This is a genomic window from Sphingobium xenophagum NBRC 107872, assembly GCF_000367345.1.
Classification (GTDB): Bacteria; Pseudomonadota; Alphaproteobacteria; order Sphingomonadales; family Sphingomonadaceae; genus Sphingobium; species Sphingobium xenophagum.
Genome location: NZ_BARE01000026.1, coordinates 38,998 through 57,838, shown reverse-complemented (window position 1 = coordinate 57,838; position 18,841 = coordinate 38,998). Strand labels below are relative to the sequence as shown.

17 protein-coding genes are annotated in these 18,841 nt (G+C 63.1%); 14 read left to right on the top strand and 3 right to left on the bottom strand.

Translation table 11 applies throughout. The features are described from left to right. Nucleotides 1-64 precede the first annotated feature (64 nt). The gene (locus SX1_RS12505; protein WP_019053258.1) at nucleotides 65-1,198 is read right to left on the bottom strand and encodes a glycosyltransferase family 4 protein; all 1,134 of its coding nucleotides are present in this window, start codon (nucleotides 1,196-1,198) and stop codon (nucleotides 65-67) included. Further along, on the bottom strand, nucleotides 1,191-2,060 hold the full coding sequence (locus SX1_RS12500; protein ID WP_019053257.1) for an alpha/beta fold hydrolase: 870 nt from the start codon (nucleotides 2,058-2,060) through the stop codon (nucleotides 1,191-1,193). Before SX1_RS12500 ends, SX1_RS12505 begins: the two co-directional genes overlap by 8 nt. Before the next feature lie 37 nt (nucleotides 2,061-2,097). On the opposite strand from SX1_RS12500, the gene SX1_RS12495 reads away from it, so the two are divergent. The 8 genes from SX1_RS12495 to SX1_RS12460 all read left to right on the top strand — a co-directional run bounded on the left by SX1_RS12495 (nucleotide 2,098) and on the right by SX1_RS12460 (nucleotide 11,042). After that, complete coding sequence (locus tag SX1_RS12495; protein ID WP_019053256.1) at nucleotides 2,098-3,522, top strand: protein adenylyltransferase SelO family protein; 1,425 nt, start codon at nucleotides 2,098-2,100, stop codon at nucleotides 3,520-3,522. 45 nt (nucleotides 3,523-3,567) lie between these two features. Further along, nucleotides 3,568-5,001, top strand: a complete 1,434-nt coding sequence (astD, locus tag SX1_RS12490) for a succinylglutamate-semialdehyde dehydrogenase (protein ID WP_019053255.1) — start codon at nucleotides 3,568-3,570, stop codon at nucleotides 4,999-5,001. A gap of 72 nt (nucleotides 5,002-5,073) precedes the next feature. After that, entirely contained in the window at nucleotides 5,074-5,886 is an 813-nt protein-coding gene (cobA, locus tag SX1_RS12485) for a uroporphyrinogen-III C-methyltransferase (protein ID WP_019053254.1), read from the top strand. After that, nucleotides 5,883-6,179, top strand: a complete 297-nt coding sequence (locus SX1_RS12480; protein ID WP_017182507.1) for a DUF2849 domain-containing protein — start codon at nucleotides 5,883-5,885, stop codon at nucleotides 6,177-6,179. The genes cobA and SX1_RS12480 overlap by 4 nt, the downstream gene beginning before the upstream one ends. A gap of 3 nt (nucleotides 6,180-6,182) precedes the next feature. Further along, nucleotides 6,183-7,814, top strand: coding sequence for a nitrite/sulfite reductase (locus tag SX1_RS12475; protein WP_019053253.1), 1,632 nt, complete (start codon nucleotides 6,183-6,185; stop codon nucleotides 7,812-7,814). A 101-nt stretch (nucleotides 7,815-7,915) separates the two neighbouring features. Then, a complete protein-coding gene (locus SX1_RS12470; protein WP_019053252.1) occupies nucleotides 7,916-8,356 on the top strand; it encodes a DUF934 domain-containing protein in 441 nt (146 codons plus the stop codon). Then, a complete protein-coding gene (locus tag SX1_RS12465) occupies nucleotides 8,349-9,134 on the top strand; it encodes a phosphoadenylyl-sulfate reductase (protein ID WP_017182510.1) in 786 nt (261 codons plus the stop codon). Before SX1_RS12470 ends, SX1_RS12465 begins: the two co-directional genes overlap by 8 nt. A 111-nt stretch (nucleotides 9,135-9,245) precedes the next feature. Next, nucleotides 9,246-11,042 (top strand): DUF885 domain-containing protein, encoded by a 1,797-nt coding sequence (locus SX1_RS12460; protein ID WP_019053251.1) that lies wholly within the window; start codon nucleotides 9,246-9,248, stop codon nucleotides 11,040-11,042. Nucleotides 11,043-11,173: 131 nt separating this feature from the next. Here SX1_RS12460 and SX1_RS12455 read toward each other — a convergent pair whose 3' ends face one another. Continuing rightward, the gene (locus tag SX1_RS12455; RefSeq protein WP_017182512.1) at nucleotides 11,174-12,661 is read right to left on the bottom strand and encodes a replicative DNA helicase; all 1,488 of its coding nucleotides are present in this window, start codon (nucleotides 12,659-12,661) and stop codon (nucleotides 11,174-11,176) included. Nucleotides 12,662-12,830: 169 nt separating this feature from the next. Here SX1_RS12455 and SX1_RS12450 point away from each other — a divergent pair, with 169 nt between their 5' ends. The 6 genes from SX1_RS12450 to SX1_RS12425 all read left to right on the top strand — a co-directional run bounded on the left by SX1_RS12450 (nucleotide 12,831) and on the right by SX1_RS12425 (nucleotide 18,841). Then, the gene (locus SX1_RS12450; protein ID WP_026002280.1) at nucleotides 12,831-13,313 is read left to right on the top strand and encodes a UPF0262 family protein; all 483 of its coding nucleotides are present in this window, start codon (nucleotides 12,831-12,833) and stop codon (nucleotides 13,311-13,313) included. 29 nt (nucleotides 13,314-13,342) lie between these two features. Further along, nucleotides 13,343-14,011: a GH25 family lysozyme gene (locus tag SX1_RS12445; RefSeq protein ID WP_019053249.1), complete on the top strand. Its 669-nt coding sequence runs from the start codon at nucleotides 13,343-13,345 to the stop codon at nucleotides 14,009-14,011. Next, nucleotides 14,008-14,466, top strand: coding sequence for a cytidine deaminase (locus tag SX1_RS12440; protein ID WP_019053248.1), 459 nt, complete (start codon nucleotides 14,008-14,010; stop codon nucleotides 14,464-14,466). Before SX1_RS12445 ends, SX1_RS12440 begins: the two co-directional genes overlap by 4 nt. Before the next feature lie 7 nt (nucleotides 14,467-14,473). Continuing rightward, complete coding sequence (gene dcd / locus SX1_RS12435) at nucleotides 14,474-15,028, top strand: dCTP deaminase (RefSeq protein ID WP_017182516.1); 555 nt, start codon at nucleotides 14,474-14,476, stop codon at nucleotides 15,026-15,028. A gap of 21 nt (nucleotides 15,029-15,049) precedes the next feature. Beyond that, nucleotides 15,050-15,820 (top strand): metallophosphoesterase, encoded by a 771-nt coding sequence (locus SX1_RS12430; protein ID WP_019053247.1) that lies wholly within the window; start codon nucleotides 15,050-15,052, stop codon nucleotides 15,818-15,820. Nucleotides 15,821-16,084: 264 nt separating this feature from the next. After that, nucleotides 16,085-18,841, top strand: coding sequence for a TonB-dependent receptor domain-containing protein (locus tag SX1_RS12425; RefSeq protein WP_019053246.1), 2,757 nt, complete (start codon nucleotides 16,085-16,087; stop codon nucleotides 18,839-18,841).

The following is an 18,841-nucleotide window of genomic DNA, read 5'->3' as shown; positions in this document are numbered from 1 at the left end:
GCCCGATCGGGCAAAGACCACTGCTATAGCAGCCTTTGCACTGATTGACGAATTTCCGCGCGCCTTAGCGCAAAATGTCAGGGCTGGCCAGAGCCTCCCCGTAAAGGCTGGCATAGGCGTCGACCATCGCCTGTTCCGCGTAATCGCGAACCGCGCGATCGCGATTGGCCGCGCCCAGCCGGGCGCGCAAGTCCGGATCGGTTGCAAGCGTGCCGAGCGCCTGCGCCAGGCCCGCCTCATCCGGCACCACGAAGCTGCGATTTTCCGGGGCCACCATGTTGATGACATCGCCGACATCCACCGACGCGACCGGAACGCCCGCCGCCATCGCCTCCACCAGCGAGATCGGAAATTGCTCACTATCGGAAGAAAGCGCGAAAATGTCGAACAGGCCGACGAAGCGCCACGGCTGGTCCATGAAACCGGCCATGTGGAGATCGTCGAGGCCAAGCGCAGCGGCTTGCGCCACTATCGCGTCGCGCTCCGGCCCTTCCCCCACGACGACCAGTTGCAGCCGGTCGCGGTGGGCGGCGACGGCACGGACCAGGCGGGGGATATTCTTGACCGGGCGCAGCCCCGCCAAAGTCCCCACCAGCAGCTTGCCGGGCGACCGGCGCAGGCCCGGAATCGCATCAGGCGATGGCGGTTCGGCATAGCGGGCAGTATCTATGCCGTTGCGGATCAGGTGGACCTTCGCCACGGGCTGTTTCCAGACCTGCCGGGCAATGCTTTCCAGTCGGACGGAGGGGACGACAAGTGCATCGGCGCGGCCCAGAGCGGCGCGGCGATACAGGTTGCGCTGCGGCTTGAGGCCGGTGGCTTCATCAGCGTTGAAACCATCTTCATGATGGATGAGCGGCGGCATGGTCGACACTGAGCTGAACATTCTGTGCGCCATCGCGGCGTCCATCGCGCCCCAATTGTACGTCAGGATTAAATCGTATTTTTTCAAAAAGTTAGCTATATCGCGAAAGCGCCCCACCCCCGGACGACCGGCAAAGGGAGGGGATGCCGGGAAGTCCACCCGCACCGTCGGGTCGATCGCCGCGCGGGCGCCCAGCGCTTCCCGATCGGCACTGACGATCGCGTGGCGCGCTTTGTCACCCCAGATGTTCATCAGCCGAATAGCGCGCGCTTCCTTGCCCCCCAGGGTGAAGCTGCCATGGACGTGGAGAATGTGCGGCTGATTGTCAGCCATGCAGGACGCGGGCCAGCAACCGGTCGATCGCCGCGATGCTTTCCGGCTCATCCAGTGCGGGCGCATGGCCGACGTCGGGAATAGTTGCCAGTTCCGCCTTTGCGCCAATGTCCGCCACCATGCGCTGCGCCGTTTGCGCGCTCAGCAGGTCGGATCGTTCGCCGCGCAGCAGCAAAGTGGGAATATCGCGAAAGGCCGCCATGACCGGCCACATATCGACGCCCGCCTCGCTGCCCATCGCCCGGATCGGTTCGGCGATGCGCATGTCATAGTCCAGCACGATCCGCCCGGCGCTGTTCAGGCGATAGAGGCGCTTCGCCATGGCCAGCCATTGATCCAGGCCGTAGGCGGGATAGACGTCGCGATTGGCTTCCTCCAGCGCGCGGGCGGCATGAACCCAGCTGGGGTGCGATTGATTGACGCCGACATAGGTGCGGATGCGCGCCAGTCCCGCCTCGTCCAGTTCCGGTCCGACATCGTTGAGCAGCGCGCCCGCCAGCCATTCGCGATGCGTGGCCGCGACCAACATGGTGATGAGTCCGCCCAGCGACGTGCCGACCGCAACGAAACGGGTGATGGCAAGGTCCGCCAGCAGCCGGCTGATATCCTGCAAATAGGTGAGCGGCACATAGGTCATGGGATCTTTGGCCTGAGCGCTCCCTGCCCGGCCCCGCATGTCCGGGCAGATCAGCCGCCAGTCCCCGGCAAGCCGCGCGGCGAGCGGTTCGAAGTCGCGGGCGTTGCGCGTCAGCCCCGGCAGGCAGAGCAGCGGCGGGCGGCCATCATGCCCCCCGGCATAATCCCGATAGTGTAGCCGCAGCCCGTCGGGGGACCACCAATATCCGTCGCTATAGTCGACCAAGCTTGATCCTTCAGGTGTCGCACCCCCATATCGCCTTATGATCCATATCCCGCAAGCCGCCAAATTCAGCCCCGTCCGCGAAATCGACCTGCTGATGCCCGATATAGCCGATCCGGTGACCGCTGCGGATTTTCCGCAGACAATCCTGCGCTTTCGCAATGATCGGGCGGCGGCAAGCGTCGGCCTGGACGGGTTGAGCGATGACCAATGGATCTCCCATTTCGGGCGGTTTGCGCCACTGGAGGGGTCGCTGCCCCGCCCGCTGGCGCTGAAATATCATGGTCACCAGTTCCGGCACTATAATCCCGACATTGGCGACGGGCGCGGATTCCTGTTCGCGCAATTGCGCGATGGCGCGGGGCGCTTGATGGATCTGGGCACCAAGGGGTCCGGCCAGACGCCCTACAGCCGCTTTGGCGATGGGCGGCTGACGCTGAAAGGCGGGGTGCGCGAGATTTTGGCGACCGAGATGCTGGAGGCGCTGGGCGTGCCCACATCGCGCACCTTCTCGATCATCGAAACCGGCGAAGCGCTGGAGCGCAATGACGAGCCATCACCCACGCGCGGCGCGGCGATGGTGCGCCTGTCCCATTCGCACATCCGCATCGGCAGCTTTCAGCGGGCAGCCTTTCATGAAGACAAGGCGCTGCTGGAGCGGCTGACCGACTATGCGCTGACGCAGCTCTACGACGAACAGCCGGGCGACAATCCGCCCGCTCAACTGCTGGGCCGGGTGGTCGAGCGAACCGCGGACCTGGCGGCTAGCTATATGGTAGCCGGTTTCGTGCATGGGGTGTTGAACAGCGACAATATCAACGTGACGGGCGAGAGTTTCGATTATGGGCCGTGGCGTTTTACGCCCTTGTGGGACGCGGGCTTTACCGCCGCCTATTTCGACCATCAGGGCCTCTATGCCTTCGGGCGACAGGCCGAGGCGATCCATTGGGACGTGGCGCAATTGGCCGTGTCGCTGCGTGCGCTGGTCGAGGCGGAGCCGCTGATCGCAGAGCTGGAGCGGTTTCCGGCTTTATACGGCGAGGCGATGGCGCGCCGCTTTTGCTGGCGGCTGGGGGTTGTGCCGGGGGACGGCGTCAATGCGATGATCGAAGCGGCAGTGCGCGGCATGGTGACGAGCGGCACCGGGATCGACCGCTTCTTCCATGACTGGCGCGGCGGGGTTCAGCGCGAAGGCGCGGACTATAGAGACGCCGCGTGGGGCGCATTTCGCGAGGCGCTGGTGGGATGCGCGCCTTTGCCGGGCGCGCGGGATCATGACTATTGGGCCGAAGAAGCGCCCTGCTCCATGCATATTGATGAGGTCGAGGCGATCTGGGCCGCAATTGCGGAAAGAGACGATTGGGGGCCGTTGTACGCCAAGGTCGCGGCGATCCGGCGGATGGGCGAAGCCTATGGCTCGCTCCGGTCATCGGCGGAATCGCCGGGACTGGAGCGCCGACCATGATTGATAGCTGTTTCCTTAACCAATTTCTGCCATGGTTCACACCAAATGGTCGCACCGCTTACATCCCATGAACCCGCCACCGGCGTCCTGCTCTGGCAGGGCGAGGCGGGCGATGTCGAGGCAGAGGTTGCGCGGGCGCGAGGAGCCTGGCCGCGCTGGGCGGCGCAACCGATCGCTTACCGGATCGAGACGCTGCGGCGCTTCGTCAATGTCGTGCGGCGGAACGAGGATGCGCTTGCCGACCTGATTGCGCGTGAAACCGGCAAGCCGCTATGGGACGCGCGCACCGAAGTCGCCGGCGTGATGGGCAAGGTGGATATTTCGGTCGCGGCCTATTCCGAACGCACCGGGCAAAAGCGGCTGGAGGCGGCGCTGGGTGCGCGGCAATCGGTGCGGCACAAGCCCCATGGCGTCATGGCCGTCCTTGGCCCCTATAATTTCCCTGCCCATCTGCCCAACGGCCATATCGTCCCGGCCCTGCTGGCGGGCAATGCTGTCGTGTTCAAACCGTCGGAAAAAACGCCTGCGGTGGGCGAGATGCTGGTGAAGCTCTACCATGAGGCGGGCGTGCCGGTGGATGCCATGCGGCTGCTGCTGGGCGGGCCGGACGCGGGCAAGGCGCTGGCGGCGCATCCTGATGTGGGCGGCATATTATTCACCGGGTCCGCGCAGACCGGGATTGCGATCAACCGGCAATTTGCCGCGCAGCCATCCAAGATTCTGGCGCTCGAAATGGGCGGCAACAACCCTATCGTCGTGTGGGATACGCCGGAAATCAATGCTGCCGCCGTCTTGGTGGTGCAGTCGGCCTTTCTGTCGGGCGGGCAGCGATGCACGGCGGCCAGCCGTCTGATCGTGAAGGAAAGCATAGCCGACGCCGTCATCGCCGAGGTCAAGAAGCTGGCCGACCGGCTGATCGTCGATCATCCCCATGCCGATCCCACCCCCTATATGGGTCCGGTGATCGACAATGCGACCGCCGACGGGCTGACCGAGAGTTTCCTGTGGCTGATGAGCAATGGCGGCAAGCCGATCAAGCATATGGTGCGGCCCAAAAAGGGTCTGCCCTTTGTCAGTCCCGCGATCATCGACGTGACCGCCATGACGGAACGGCCCGATGTCGAACTGTTCGGGCCGTTGCTCCAGGTAATCCGCGTCGCGGAATTTGGCGATGCCATCGCGGAGGCCAACAATACGCGCTACGGCCTGTCCGCCTCGCTGATCGGCGGGACGCCCGACCAATATAACCAGTTCTGGGCCAATGTCCGCGCGGGCGTCATCAACTGGAACCGCCCGACCAACGGGGCATCCTCCTCCGCCCCGTTCGGGGGCGTGGGCATTTCGGGCAATCACCGGCCAAGCGCCTATTATGCCGCCGATTATTGCGCCTATCCGGTCGTGTCGGCCGAAATAGAGCAGCCGCGCGCCTCGATCGGCGTCGGGCTGAAGGACATTGATGTCAGCGCCATGGGCGATTGACCCCGCCCCGACAAGATTTCCTAGTCCCCCGCATACCCATTCTGAATTGAACTTCGCCCGCGCCTTGTCCACATGGCGACCATGGCTGACCAACCATCCGATCCTGCCACCCCCGCCACCGTCCATCTGGTAGGCGCGGGACCGGGCGACCCGGAACTGCTGACGATCAAGGCGGTGCGGCTGATCCGCGACGCGCGACTGATCGTGCATGACGGGCTGGTGTCGGACGAGATTCTGGCGCTGGCGTCGCCTGACGCGGAACTGATCAGCGTCGCCAAGCAGCGCAGCCGCCATTCGATGCCGCAGGACGCGATTAACGCGCTGCTGGTGCGTTCTGCGCTGGCGGGCGAAAGCGTCGTCCGGTTGAAAGGCGGCGATCCGTTCATCTTCGGACGCGGTGGCGAGGAATTGGAAGCATGCCGCGCGGCGGGTGTGCCGGTGGAAATCGTACCGGGCGTCAGCGCCGCGATCGGCAGCGCGGCGCAGGCGCAACTGCCGCTGACCCATCGCGATGCATCCAGCGCAGTGAGTTTCGTGGCGGGCCAGTGCAAGGGACTGAGCGATCAGGACTGGTCCGGGCTGGCGGGCAAGGGCCGCACGCTCGTCATCTATATGGGCGTGGCGACAGCGGCGCAGATCGCCGAGAAGCTGATCGCCGATGGCGTGTCACCGGCTTTGCCGGTCGCAGTGCTGGAAAATGGCACGCGCGCAGACATGCGTACGCTGCGCACCTTGCTCGCCGACCTTGGCGACATGGTGGAACGTGAAGCGGTGGTCAGCCCGGCGCTGATCGTCGTGGGTGAAGTGGCGCGCTATGCGCTGGCACGCGATGTGCTGGCGGGGTGGGCGCAAAGACAGGAATATGGGGCGGAGACGCGTTCGTGAAGATTTTGACGGGTAATGATCTGGCGTCGGGCGATGTCATCTGGTGGGCTGGCGACGGCTGGTCACGGCAGGTGAGCGATGCGACCGATGTCGGGACGCATGGCGATGAACTGGCGCGCGCGGAAGAGGCCGCGCTGCGCGTCGTGGGCGCCTATGTGATCGATGCGACGCGTGACGAGGATGGCGTCCGCCCGGCGCATATCAAGGACCGCATCCGCGCGTTCGGGCCGACCGTGCGCCCCGACCTTGTCGAACAACCAACCGAAGCCGACATCGGCAAGTGGGTGATCTGAACCATGTATCGTTATGACAGCTATGACCAGGCCATCGTCGACGCCCGCGTCGAGGAATTTCGCGACCAGACGCAGCGCCGCCTGACCGGCGCGCTGACCGAGGATCAGTTCAAGCCGCTTCGGTTGATGAACGGCCTCTATCTTCAGCTGCACGCCTATATGCTGCGCGTCGCCATCCCCTATGGCACGCTGTCGGGCAAGCAGATGCGCAAGCTGGGCGAGATTGCTGGCAAATATGACAAGGGCTACGGCCACTTCACCACGCGCCAGAATCTGCAATATAACTGGATCAAGCTGGCCGATGCGCCTGACATCCTTGCCGAACTGGCGATGGTGGAGATGCACGCCATCCAGACCAGCGGCAATTGCATCCGCAATATCAGTTCCGATCAGTATGCGGGCGTTTCCGCCGATGAAGTCGCGGACCCCCGCCCCTGGGCCGAACTGCTGCGCCAATGGTCCAGCTTCCACCCGGAATTCACCTATCTGCCGCGCAAGTTCAAGATTGCGGTGATCGCATCGGACGATGATCGCGCGGCGATGCGGCTGCATGACATCGGGCTGAAACTGGTCGAGCGCGATGGCGTGGTCGGCGCAGAAGTCTATGCCGGCGGCGGCATGGGGCGCACGCCAATGGTTGCCCCGCTTATCAGGGACTTCGTGGCCGAAGATGAGATTATTTCTTATCTGGAAGCCTGCCTGCGCGTCTATAATCGCTATGGCCGCCGCGACAACAAGTACAAGGCGCGGATCAAGATCCTGGTCCACGAAATCGGCGTCGAGGAGTATAAGCGGCAGGTCGAGGAAGAATTTGCGCATATGCGCGCGTTGGGCCTCAATCCGCCGGTCGAGGAACTGGCGCGCATCCGCGACTTCTTTGCCGCGCCCGCTTATGAAAGCGGCCTGTCCGAAGAGATCGACCGGAGCGACCGGGCGTTCGCGTTGTGGGTGGACCGGCAGGTCGCGGCCCACAAGGCGCCCGGCTATGCCATCGTCAACATCAGCCTGAAGCCGATTGACGGCATCCCCGGCGATGCGTCGGCGGAGCAGATGGCGCTGGTCGCCGATCTGGCCGAGACATATTCCTTCGATGAACTGCGCGTCACCCATGCGCAGAATCTGGTGCTGCCGCATGTGAGGAAGGCGGACCTGCGTGCCGTCTGGCAGAAGCTGGTCGCGGCGGGCCTGGCAGAGGCCAATCTGGACCTGATCACCGACATCATCGCCTGCCCTGGCCTGGACTATTGCGCGCTGGCCAATGCACGGTCGATTCCCCTGGCGCAGAAGATCGCGTCCCGCTTCGCCGCGGCGGAGCGGCAGGCGGAGATTGGCGAATTGAAGCTCAAAATTTCCGGCTGCATCAATGCCTGCGGCCATCATCATGCCGGGCATATCGGCATTTTGGGCGTGGACCGCAGGGGCGTGGAAAATTTCCAGTTGCTGCTGGGCGGATCGGGCGCGGAGGATGCCTCGCTGGGCCAGATCACTGGGCCGGGCTTTTCCGAGGACGGCGTGGTCGATGCGATCGAGAAGGTCACCGACATCTATCTGGCCGAGCGGGAAAGCGGCGAACGCTTCCTCGACACCTATCGCCGCATCGGCATGAAGCCCTTCAAGGAGGCGATCTATGGTTGATGCCTCTCTTCCTCCCGTTCGGGCTGAGCTTGTCGAAGCCTTGTCCTTCTTGACGAAAAGTACAGCCCTTCGACAGGCTCAGGGCGAACGGAGTGTGTGGCATGGTTGAATTTCTCTCCTTCCGCGAAGGCGAATCCACGCAGGAACCCGCCGTGACGGTCGAATCCTTCACCGGCCAGTCCAACGCCACCGCCGTCCGCATCGAACCGGGCGAGGATGCGCGCGAATTGCTGCCGCATCTGGACCGCCTCTCGCTGGTAGAGGTCAATTTCCCCGGCTTTGGCGACGGGCGCGGCTATTCGGCGGCGCGTATCCTGCGCGAAGCGGGCTATACCGGCGAATTGCGCGCGGTAGGCGATGTGCTGGTCGACCAGATCGTCGCCATGCGCCGCTGCGGCTTTGACAGCTTTCATCCCGCCAAGGCGCTGGACGATGCCGCCGTCGATCGCGCCCTCAACCGCTATGACGACGTCTATCAAAAGGCGATCGATGGCCGCACGTCCATTTGGGCAAAGCGGCACCCGGAGACACACAATGGCTGAAGCCGCCCGCACGCTCGACATCATCGACGCCCGCCCCGCCTTTACGCAGGCCGATGCGGACGCGCTCAATGCACGGTTTGAGGGTGTAGGTACGCTGGACATGCTCAAATCCGTCTTTGCCGAAGGACTGGCGGGCAATGTCGCGGTCGTTTCCTCCTTTGGCACCGAAAGCGCGGTGCTGCTGCATCTGGTGGCGGAGGCGGACAAGAGCGTGCCGGTCATTTTCGTCGATACGCTCAAGATGTTTGCCGAAACTTTGGCCTATCGCGATACGCTGATCGACGCTTTCGGTTTTACCGACAGCCGCACGGTGACGCCGATTGCCGACGTGATCGCGAAGAAGGACGAGACCGGCCTGCGCTGGTCCTATGATCCCGATGGCTGCTGCGACATCCGCAAGGTGGAGCCGTTGAAGCGCGCCAAGGATGGGCTGGACGCCTGGATTTCCGGGCGCAAGGCGTTCCAGTCGGTGACCCGCCAGAATCTCCCCCGTTTCGAGGTCGAGGACGGGCGGCTCAAGATCAATCCGCTGGGCGACTGGACCAAGGATGATCTGGAGGCCTATTTCGCCGAACATGCCCTGCCCCGCCACCCTCTGGAGGCCCAAGGCTATCTGTCGATCGGCTGTGAGCCCTGCACGTCGAAGGTGCTGCCGGGTGAAGATCCGCGCGCGGGGCGCTGGCGTGGCTGGGACAAGGTGGAATGCGGCATCCACTCCCCCGTCACGCCGATCCCGGTCGTGGACCCGGAAGACCCCGCCAATATGCCGGTATTCTGACGGCGCTGCGTAATCTTCCATTGTGGCTGCGTAACTTTATTACAAGCCTCTGGACGGATCGCATCTGCGGCTTAAGAGTCTCCCCTATTCAAAGATAAGGGAGCCTCTGCCATGGACCGTCGTGATTTTCTGCTCTCCTCCGGCGCCGTCGCCATTGCCGTCGCTGCCCCCCGCGCCCTTGCGCAAGGCAGCGACGATGCGCGGCTATCGGCGGCCTTCACCGCCATTTTCGATCGGCAACTGGACCTGTCCCCCACCTTCGTGACCAGTCTGGGGCTGGACAAGGGTGCGCGGGCCGGGGCGAAGAGCCAGTTGGACGATAATAGCAAGTCGGCGATGATGAAGCGGCTGGCGATGACGCAGGCGGCGATCAAGGAACTGGAGGGGTTCAAGACAGCCAATCTGTCCGCCCCGCAGCAGCTTAACCTGGACGTGATCCTCTATTCGCTGGGGCAGCAGACGGTTGCTCCCGCGACCTTCGGCCTCAATAGCGCGGTGCGCCCCTATCGCATCTTTCAGCAGGGCGGCAGCTATTTTTCGACGCCCGATTTCCTGAACACGGCCCACACCATCAACGCTGCCGCCGATTGCGACGCCTATCTGGCGCGGCTGGAGGCCTTTGCCCGCAACCTGCGCACCGACAGCGCGATGCAAAGGGACGAGGCGGCACGCGGCTATCTGGCGCCGGGCTGGTCGCTCGACCTGACGCTGGTGCAGATGAAGAAACTGCGCGACCAGCCTGCCGCGAGCAGCAGCCTGGTCCAGTCGCTGGTCAAGCGCGCGGCGGCGAAGGGCATCAGCGGCGACTGGCAGGGCCCGGCGGCGGCGATCGTGGAAAAGAGCATCTACCCCGCGCTCGACGCACAGATTGCGATGATCGAGGGGCTGCGGCCCAGGACGGCGGCCGGCGACGGGATATGGCGCACCCCGCGCGGCGAGGAGATTTATGCCGCCGCCTTGAAGAGCGCGACCACGACCGACCTGTCGGCGGCGGAGATTCACGCGATGGGCATCGAACAGGTGGCCGACATCAGCGCGCAGCTCGACACGATCCTGCAAGGTGCGGGCTATAGTAAGGGAAGCGTCGGCGAACGGCTGGCCGCGCTCAATGCCGACCCGTCGCAGCTCTATCCCGATACCGCGCAGGGGCGCAGCGACCTGATCGCCGCACTCAATGCCGAAGCCAAGCTGATGCAGGCGAAATTGCCCCAGGCCTTTGCCACGATCCCCGACACGCCGCTGGAAATCCGCGCAGTGCCGGTCGAAATTCAGGATGGCGCATCGAACGGCTATTATAACCGCGCGGCGCTGGACGGGTCACGCCCGGCCATCTTCTTCATCAATCTGAAGGCGATTGGCGACTGGCCCAAATATACCCTGCCCGCGCTCAACTATCATGAAGGGGTGCCGGGGCATCACCTGCAGATTTCGACCGCGCAGACGGCAGGCGACATTCCCATGCTGCGCAAGACCGCCTTCATGAGCGCCTATAGCGAAGGCTGGGCGCTCTATGCCGAGCAATTGTCGGACGAGTTGAAAGGCTACGCCACCCCGCTCGACCGGGCAGGCTATCTGCAATCCTTCCTGTTCCGCGCAGCGCGGCTGGTGGTCGACACCGGCATTCATTCGAAGCAATGGAGCCGTGAAAAGGCCACCGCCTATATGGTTGAAAAGACAGGCTTCACCCAGGCGCGTTGCCAGCGAGAGGTCGAACGTTACTGCACCCAGCCGGGCCAGGCGACCAGCTACAAGGTTGGTCATGGCGTATGGACCAAAGCGCGCGCCGCGGCGCAGGCGGCCATGGGCGACCGCTTCGATATCAAGCAGTTCCACGCCATCCTTGAGGAAGGTGCGATGCCGCTGTCGATGCTGGAAGCGCGCGTCGCGGCGCGGGCGAAGATGGGATAACTTCTAAATCCTCCCCTGCAAGGGGAGGTGGCTGACCAAAGGTCAGACGGAGGGGTGTCACCCCAACGATAGGGCGACACCCCTCCACCATTTGCTACGCAAACGGTCCCCCTCCCCGTGCCGGGGAGGAATTACTCGTAGTCCAGATCCTGATAGCTATCGTCCGCGATGTCGGAAAAGCGCGTGATGCGCGCGTCGAACTTCATGCGGATGCGGCCGGTCGAACCGTGGCGCTGCTTGGCGACGATGACTTCGGCCAGGCCGTAGATGCGGTCCATATTCTCGCGCCAGACGGCATAGGCCGCTTCATCCTCGACCTTCGGTTCCTTGGCCGCTTCATAATAATCTTCGCGGAACACGAACCAGACCATGTCCGCATCCTGTTCGATCGACCCGGATTCGCGCAGGTCGGACAGTTGCGGTCGCTTGTCCTCGCGCTGTTCGACCGCGCGGCTGAGCTGCGACAGGGCCAGCACCGGCACATGAAGTTCCTTCGCCAAGGTCTTGAGACCACGGGAAATTTCGGAAATTTCGTTGACGCGATTCTCGTTGCCGCGCCCCGTGCCCTGCAACAGCTGAAGATAATCGACGACGATGAAGCCGACATCGTGGCGGCGCTTCAACCGGCGGGCGCGGGTGCGCAGGGCCGCGATGGTCAGGCCCGGCGTATCGTCGATGAACAAAGGCAGTTCCTGCAACTCGCGCGCGGCGCGGGACAGGTTCTGGAAATCGGCGCGGCTGATCTTGCCCATGCGCAGCGCTTCGCCGCTGATCCCCGATTGCTCCGCCAACACGCGGGTCGCCAGCTGATCGGCGGACATTTCCAGCGAGAAGAAGGCAGTCTTGGCCCCCATATTCTTTTCAGGCGGGATGCCGTCCGCATTGTCGCGCAGCCAGCGGGACGCGGCATTATAGGCGATGTTGGTGGCGAGCGAGGTCTTGCCCATGCCGGGGCGTCCGGCCAGAATCATCAAGTCCGAATTGTGCAGACCGCCGATTTTCGCGTTCAGGCTGTTGATGCCGGTCGTGATGCCCGACACATGGCCGCCACTGTTGAGCGCGCGTTCGGCAACCTGCACGGCGGCGGTAGAGGCGGCCAGAAAGCTCTTGACCGATCCGCCCTCGCCTTCCCCTTCGGATACTTTATAGAGCGCGACTTCGGCCGCCTCTATCTGTTCGCGGGGATTGACATCCTCGCTCGTATCCATTGCATTTTCAACCAGTTCCCGGCCAACGCTGACAAGCTGTCGCAGCAGGGCCAGGTCGTAGATCTGCGATGCGAAATCGCGCGCACCGATCAGCGCAGCGCCATTGCCGGTCAGCTGCGCCAGATAGCCCGCCCCGCCCAGTTCCCTGAGCGCCGGGTCTTGATCCAGCATGGGTTTCAGCGTCACTGGATTGGCGACCATGTCGCGGTCCAGCAGCTTCATGATCGCGTCATAGATGCGGCCATGCATCGGCTCGAAAAAATGCTCTGCCTTGATCTTGAGCTGAACATCCTCCGCCAGCCGGTTGTCGATCATCAGCGCGCCGAGCAGGGCTGCTTCCGCCTCCACATTGCGGGGGAGTTCAGGCGCGCCGGTTTCGGCGGCGTTGTTCATTTTCACGAGTTCGACCATGCCCCTCTATTCCTCCCCCCGCCGCCCCCGTGCAAGGCCCAAGGTTGAAACGACGATGGCTAGCTGTGGATAAGTGCCCGCCCCTGCGATGCCCACCGCGCATTTGCGCATGATCGCCAAGTCCTGCTTGCATTTCGCGGGCCGTCGCCGCACTGAGGCTGATCGCAATATGGCCGACCCGCGCATCATAGACATCAAGCTCGACGAGCGGACGATCCTGTGGCGCAATGCCGACGTCGAACAGGAACGGCGCATCGCGATCTTCGACCTGCTGGAGGATAATATGTTCGCGCCCCAGCGCGTGCATCCCGACGGCTATGCCGGGCCTTACAAGGTCGTGCTACGGGTCGAGGAAGGCCGGTTGGTGATAGAGATCAACCGCGACGATGACAGCCCGCTCGAAGCCGTCATCCTGGGGCTGGGCCGGTTCCGGCGACCGATTCGCGAATATTTCGCCATATGCGACAGCTATTATCAGGCGATCAGCAATGCCTCGCCCGCGCAGATCGAAACGGTCGACATGGCCCGGCGCGGCATTCACAATGACGCGGCGGAAATGCTGCGTGAGCGGCTGGAGGGCAAGATCGAGGTCGATTTCGATACGGCGCGTCGCTTATTCACGCTGATCTGCGTGCTGCATATCAAGGGGTAGGGACAATCGGGCGACTGACTCTGGGGGGATTGCTGGTCCGTGTCGCGCTGGCGCTCACGCTGGTTGCCGTGCTGGCGCTGGCGCTGTTCTTCTATGCGCGCAACTGGGCGCCGAGCCGGGACGATTATCCCGTGCAGGGGCTGACCGTCAGTTCCGACAATGGCCCGATCGACTGGGGGACGCTGGCGGCGCAGGGGGCGGATTTCGCCTATATCCGTGCGGCCAAGGGCGCAGACTGGCGCGACCCGGACTTTGCCGTCAACTGGCGCGGCGCGCGCACCGCCGGGATGCGTTATGGCGCGATGCTGGAATTCAGCCTGTGTCGGCTGGCCAGCGATCAGGCGACCCGCTTCATGACCACGGTGCCGCGCGACAATGCCGCCCTGCCCCCGGTTATCCGCCTGGCGTTCGACCCCACCTGCACCGCGCGACCGGGGCGCGACCTGTTGCTGTCGGAACTCAATACGCTGGTCAATCTGGTCGAAAGCCATGCGGGCAAGACGGTCTTGCTCAACGTGACCGAGGATTTCGACAAAAGCTATGACATCGGCTCTGGCATCAACCGCACGCTGTGGCTGGACGGCAATTTCTTCCCGCCCGATTACGCCACCAGGCGCTGGGTGATGTGGACAGCCAGCGACATGCGGCATATCGACGGGATCGACGGTCCGGTCAGATGGGATGTGGTGGCGCCATGACGCGCGAGGCGGAAATTGCGGAACTGGTGGCGGCTGCGCGCGCGGCGATGGCCAACGCCCATGCACCCTATAGCCGCTTTGCCGTGGGCGCTGCGGTGCGGCTGACCGATGGCAGCATCGTCACCGGCTGCAATTTCGAAAATGCAAGCTATGGCCTGTCGCTCTGCGCCGAAACGGTCGCGCTGGCGACGGTCAATGCGCAGGGCCGGTTCGCCGATGTCGCCGCCATCGCCGTGGTCGGCGGCGCCATGGATGGCGCTGGTCAGGCGATCGTCACCCCATGCGGCCGCTGCCGCCAGGTCATGAACGAAGCCGAACAGATGGCCGGACGCCCGCTGGCCATCTATTGCGCGACGCCCGATGGCGGACAGATAGTCGAACATAGCGTCGCGGCATTGCTGCCCCATGCCTTTGGTCCGGCGGACCTGGGCATCACTCCTGTCAGGAAGAACTGAACTGCCCATGTCGATATTGTCGGATAAATGGATTCGCGAGCAGGCACTGAGCAACGCCATGATCGAGCCGTTCGTGGAGAGCCAGCGGCGCGACAATTGCATCAGCTATGGCCTGTCCTCCTATGGCTATGACGCGCGGGTGGCGGACGAGTTCAAGATTTTCACCAATATCGACAGCACCATCGTCGATCCGAAGAATTTCGACACCAACAGCTTTGTCGATCGCAAGACCGACTGCTGCATCATCCCGCCCAACAGCTTCGCGCTGGCCCGCACGGTCGAATATTTCCGCGTACCGCGCGACGTGCTGGTGATTTGCCTGGGCAAATCGACCTATGCCCGCTGCGGCATCATCGTCAACGTCACCCCGCTGGAACCGGGCTGGGAGGGGCATGTGACGCTGGAATTTTCCAACACGACGCCCCTGCCCGCCAAGATCTACGCGAATGAAGGCGCATGCCAGTTCCTGTTCCTGAAGGGCAATGAACCGTGCGAGGTCAGCTATGCCGACCGGGCAGGTAAATATATGGGGCAGCAGGGCGTGACGTTGCCGCGCCTGTGACGACGTGCCAGACTATGGCTCATGAAATGGTTGCGGACATGGCTGGCACGCGGAACGCCGACTGAAGCATTGCCCCCGCCGAGCATAGGCGACCGCCGCGTTTACGCGATTGGCGATGTGCATGGCCGCGCCAGCCTGCTCGACGCGCTGCTGATATTGATCGCGCAGGATGACGCCCAACGGGGCGCGATGCCCCCGCACATCATCCTGCTGGGCGATCTGGTCGATCGTGGCCCATCATCCCGGCAGGTGATCGACCGGGTGATGGCCATGGTCGCATCAGGCGGCGACGTGCGCTGCCTGAAAGGCAATCATGAGGAGATTTTCGTCCTGGCGGCGCGAGGCGAAGTCCGCGCGGTGCCTGTTTTCCGCCGGATGGAGGGTGCTGCGACTCTGGCCAGTTACGGGCTTGACCCATTATTGTTTGGCGTCATGACCGATGAAGAGGTCGTGGCATGGATGCTGAACAATGTTCCGCGTGAGCATGTCGATTTTCTCGACGCCCTGCCCGATCAGGTCGAAATGGACGATTATCTGTTCGTTCATGCCGGTATCCGGCCGGGCGTGGCGATCGACGCGCAGAACGGGGCCGATCTGCGCTGGATAAGACGCGAATTTCTGGATCATGAAGGCGCGCATCCCAAGATGGTCGTGCATGGCCATAGTATCACTGACGATGTCGATCTTCACCCCAACCGGATCGGCATCGACACGGGCGCCTATTATTCGGGGCGGCTGACGGCGATCGGCCTGCAAGGTACGGAGCGCTGGTTTCTTCAGACCAACGACTGACTGGCTTCACTCGTTATTTTTTGCGTCGCAGCATGCCGATGATACTGCGTTGGCGGCCATAAGCTGTTGAAAGTCGGGCGCCGATTCGCGGCCAGGAAAATCCATAGCGGATTGCTACCTTTGCTTCGTTTCTAAAGGACAGAGCGGCCCAGATGCTGCCATCCAGGGGAACAGATCATGCGTGCTATTCATGCGTTAACCGGGCTTTGCCTGGCCTCATGCCTCGTGCCTTCATCTCAAGCCTTCGCAGCTGCAAAACAGGACTTGGCGCTCACTCAGCGTCACAAGTTCGACATTCATGTCCAGCCGCTCAGCAGCGCGCTGCGCCAGCTTTCCATGCAATCGGGCGTGCGTATCCTGTTCCCCTATGACGAGGTTGCCGCGATCCGCAGTCGCCGTATCCAGGGCTGGCTGTCGACGCAGGAGGCGCTGGGGCGTCTGCTGGCGGGCACTGACCTGAAAATGGAACAGGCGGGCGCGGGCGTGATCGCGCTGGCCGCCCCGGCCAATCGCAGCGCGGCCCGTCGCAGTCCGCTTTCGCTCCAGTTCGCGCAGGCTGGGACAGCGGGCAGCGTCGCCCCGGCCGCGCTCGCCCCCGCCCCCGAACCGATCGAGGATTCAACGCCGATCATCGTCACCGGCACGCGCGCGACCAACCGCACTGTCGCCGACAGCCTGGCGCCGATCGACGTTCTGGGCACCAAGGATCTGGAAGCGAGCGGCAAGCAGTCGGTTCGCGATCTGCTGGGCACGCTGGTTCCGTCCATCAACGTGTCGAACAATGGTGCGGGCGCCAGTTGGGCGGTGCGTACCCTGTCGCTGCGCGGCCTTGGCGGGGACCAGTTGCTGGTACTGGTAAACGGCAAGCGGCGGCATAATTCGGCGACGTTGTTCATCAACGGGTCAGTGCAGAATGGCCAGTCGCCGCCGGACCTGGACCTGATCCCCGGCAATGCGATCCAGCGGATCGAGGTGCTGCGCGATGGCGCATCGGCGCAATATGGTTCTGACGCCATTGCCGGCGTGGTCAACATCATCCTGAAAAACGATACGGCCGGGGGTGCGGCGCTGACGCTGGGCACCACGATGGACAATGGCGGCGAACAGGGGCGTTGGCAGTTGGACAATGGCTTCGCGATCGGTCCAGACGGCGGCTATATTCACCTTGCGGCCGATGGCGTTCTACAGGCCGGGACAATTGTTAAAGGGTCGCCGATCGCCGGTGACTATTATCCGACCGGCGATCCGCGGAACAACAATCCCGATCTGGATCGCTACCGCGGCAAGGCCGGCCAGCCCGAAGTCATCGGCGGCAATGTCAGCTATGACGCCATGCTGCCGATCGGTGGCAGCGTGGAAGCCTATAGCTTTGGCACATATTCCAAGCGCCACGCCGCTGGCTGGCTGACCTATCGCACGCCCGCCGCGCTCAACAATATCATCGAAATCTATCCCGAAGGCTATATCCCGCGCATCCATGTCTATGACGAGGATTTCCAATATGCGCTGGGCGTGCGCGGGGAAATCGGCGGCGGCGTGCATTTCGACCTGAGTTCCACCTATTCGCAGAATGAGGTGAAATATAAGCAGACGACGTCGCTCAACCCGTCCATGGGCACGGCGAGTCCGACGAACTTCTATCTGGGCAAAATCCGGTTCGACGAATGGACCAACAATCTGGATTTCAGCAAGGAATTGGAGGTCGGACTGGCCGGGCCGCTATCTGTCGCGGTCGGGGCGGAATATAAGAAAAACAAGTTCATGATCGGCGCTGGCGATCCGGAATCCTATATCGACGGCAAATATGTGTCGCCGCCGGGTGCCTGGCTCGCAGGTCGGCAACGTACCGGCGTCGGCGCACAGGGCGTCACGGGTTTCGTTCCCGAAGGCACGGGAAGCTGGAGCCGCAGCAACTGGAGCGCCTATCTCAACCTGGAAGGCACGATCGTCGAAGGGCTGGAGTTTGGCCTCGCCGGGCGGCACGAGGATTATACCGACTTTGGCACCACCGACACCGGCAAGGCGTCACTGCGCATCGAGCCGATGCGCGGCTTCGCCATCCGTGGCACGGCCAGCACCGGCTTTCGCGCACCCACCCTGCAACAGCAGCATTACGCGTCATCCTCCACCATCGGCGTGATCCAGAACGGCGTCAGCGTCCTGTTGCCGGTTCAGGCATTGCCGGTCGAGGGTGCGGCGGCCAAGGCTTTGGGCGCGGTGCCGCTCAAGCCTGAAAAGTCGGTCAACTTTTCCGCAGGCGTCGTTCTGACGCCCGCGCCGAACCTGAACATCACGGTCGATGCCTATCAGATCAAGATCAAGGACCGCATCCTGTTGAGCGAAACGCTGAGCGGCCCGGTAGTCATCAATGCGCTGGAAGCGGCCGGCATTTACGGGATCGCGGGCGGACTGCTCTTCTCCAATGCCGCCGACACGCGGACGCGCGGCCTGGACATTGTCGGCACCTATCGGGCGGGGCTTGGTGACATGGGCCTGGCGACGATCAGCCTGTCGGCCAATTTCAACAAGACCATTTTCACCCATATCGATCCGGTCCCCGGACCGATTGCCGCATCCGGCCTGGCGCTGATCGGCCGAACCAAGCAGGGCGACCTGACCGAAGGCACGCCGCGCAACAAGTTCATCGCCAACATCCTTTGGGAAAAGGATGATTTCAACATGAACCTGCGTGCCACGCGCTTTGGCAAGATCACGCAGCGCGCGAATGCCACCGCCTTTCACACGGCCGACTTTACCGCGTGCGCAGTCAATGTCGTGAGCCCTGTCTGCTTCCGCGATTTTGTGGACGAAGAATTGAAGCCTAAGGTCATCGTCGATCTGGAGATCGGGTATAAATTGACCAAGGGGATCAAGCTTTCGGTTGGCGCGAACAATCTGCTGAATACCTATCCCAACAAGTTGAAGCCGGTAAACCAGTTCGTCGGCTTTCTCTACAACAGCTATGCCCCCTATGGCATTAGCGGGGGCTTTTATTATGGCCGCCTGAATCTGGAGTTCTAG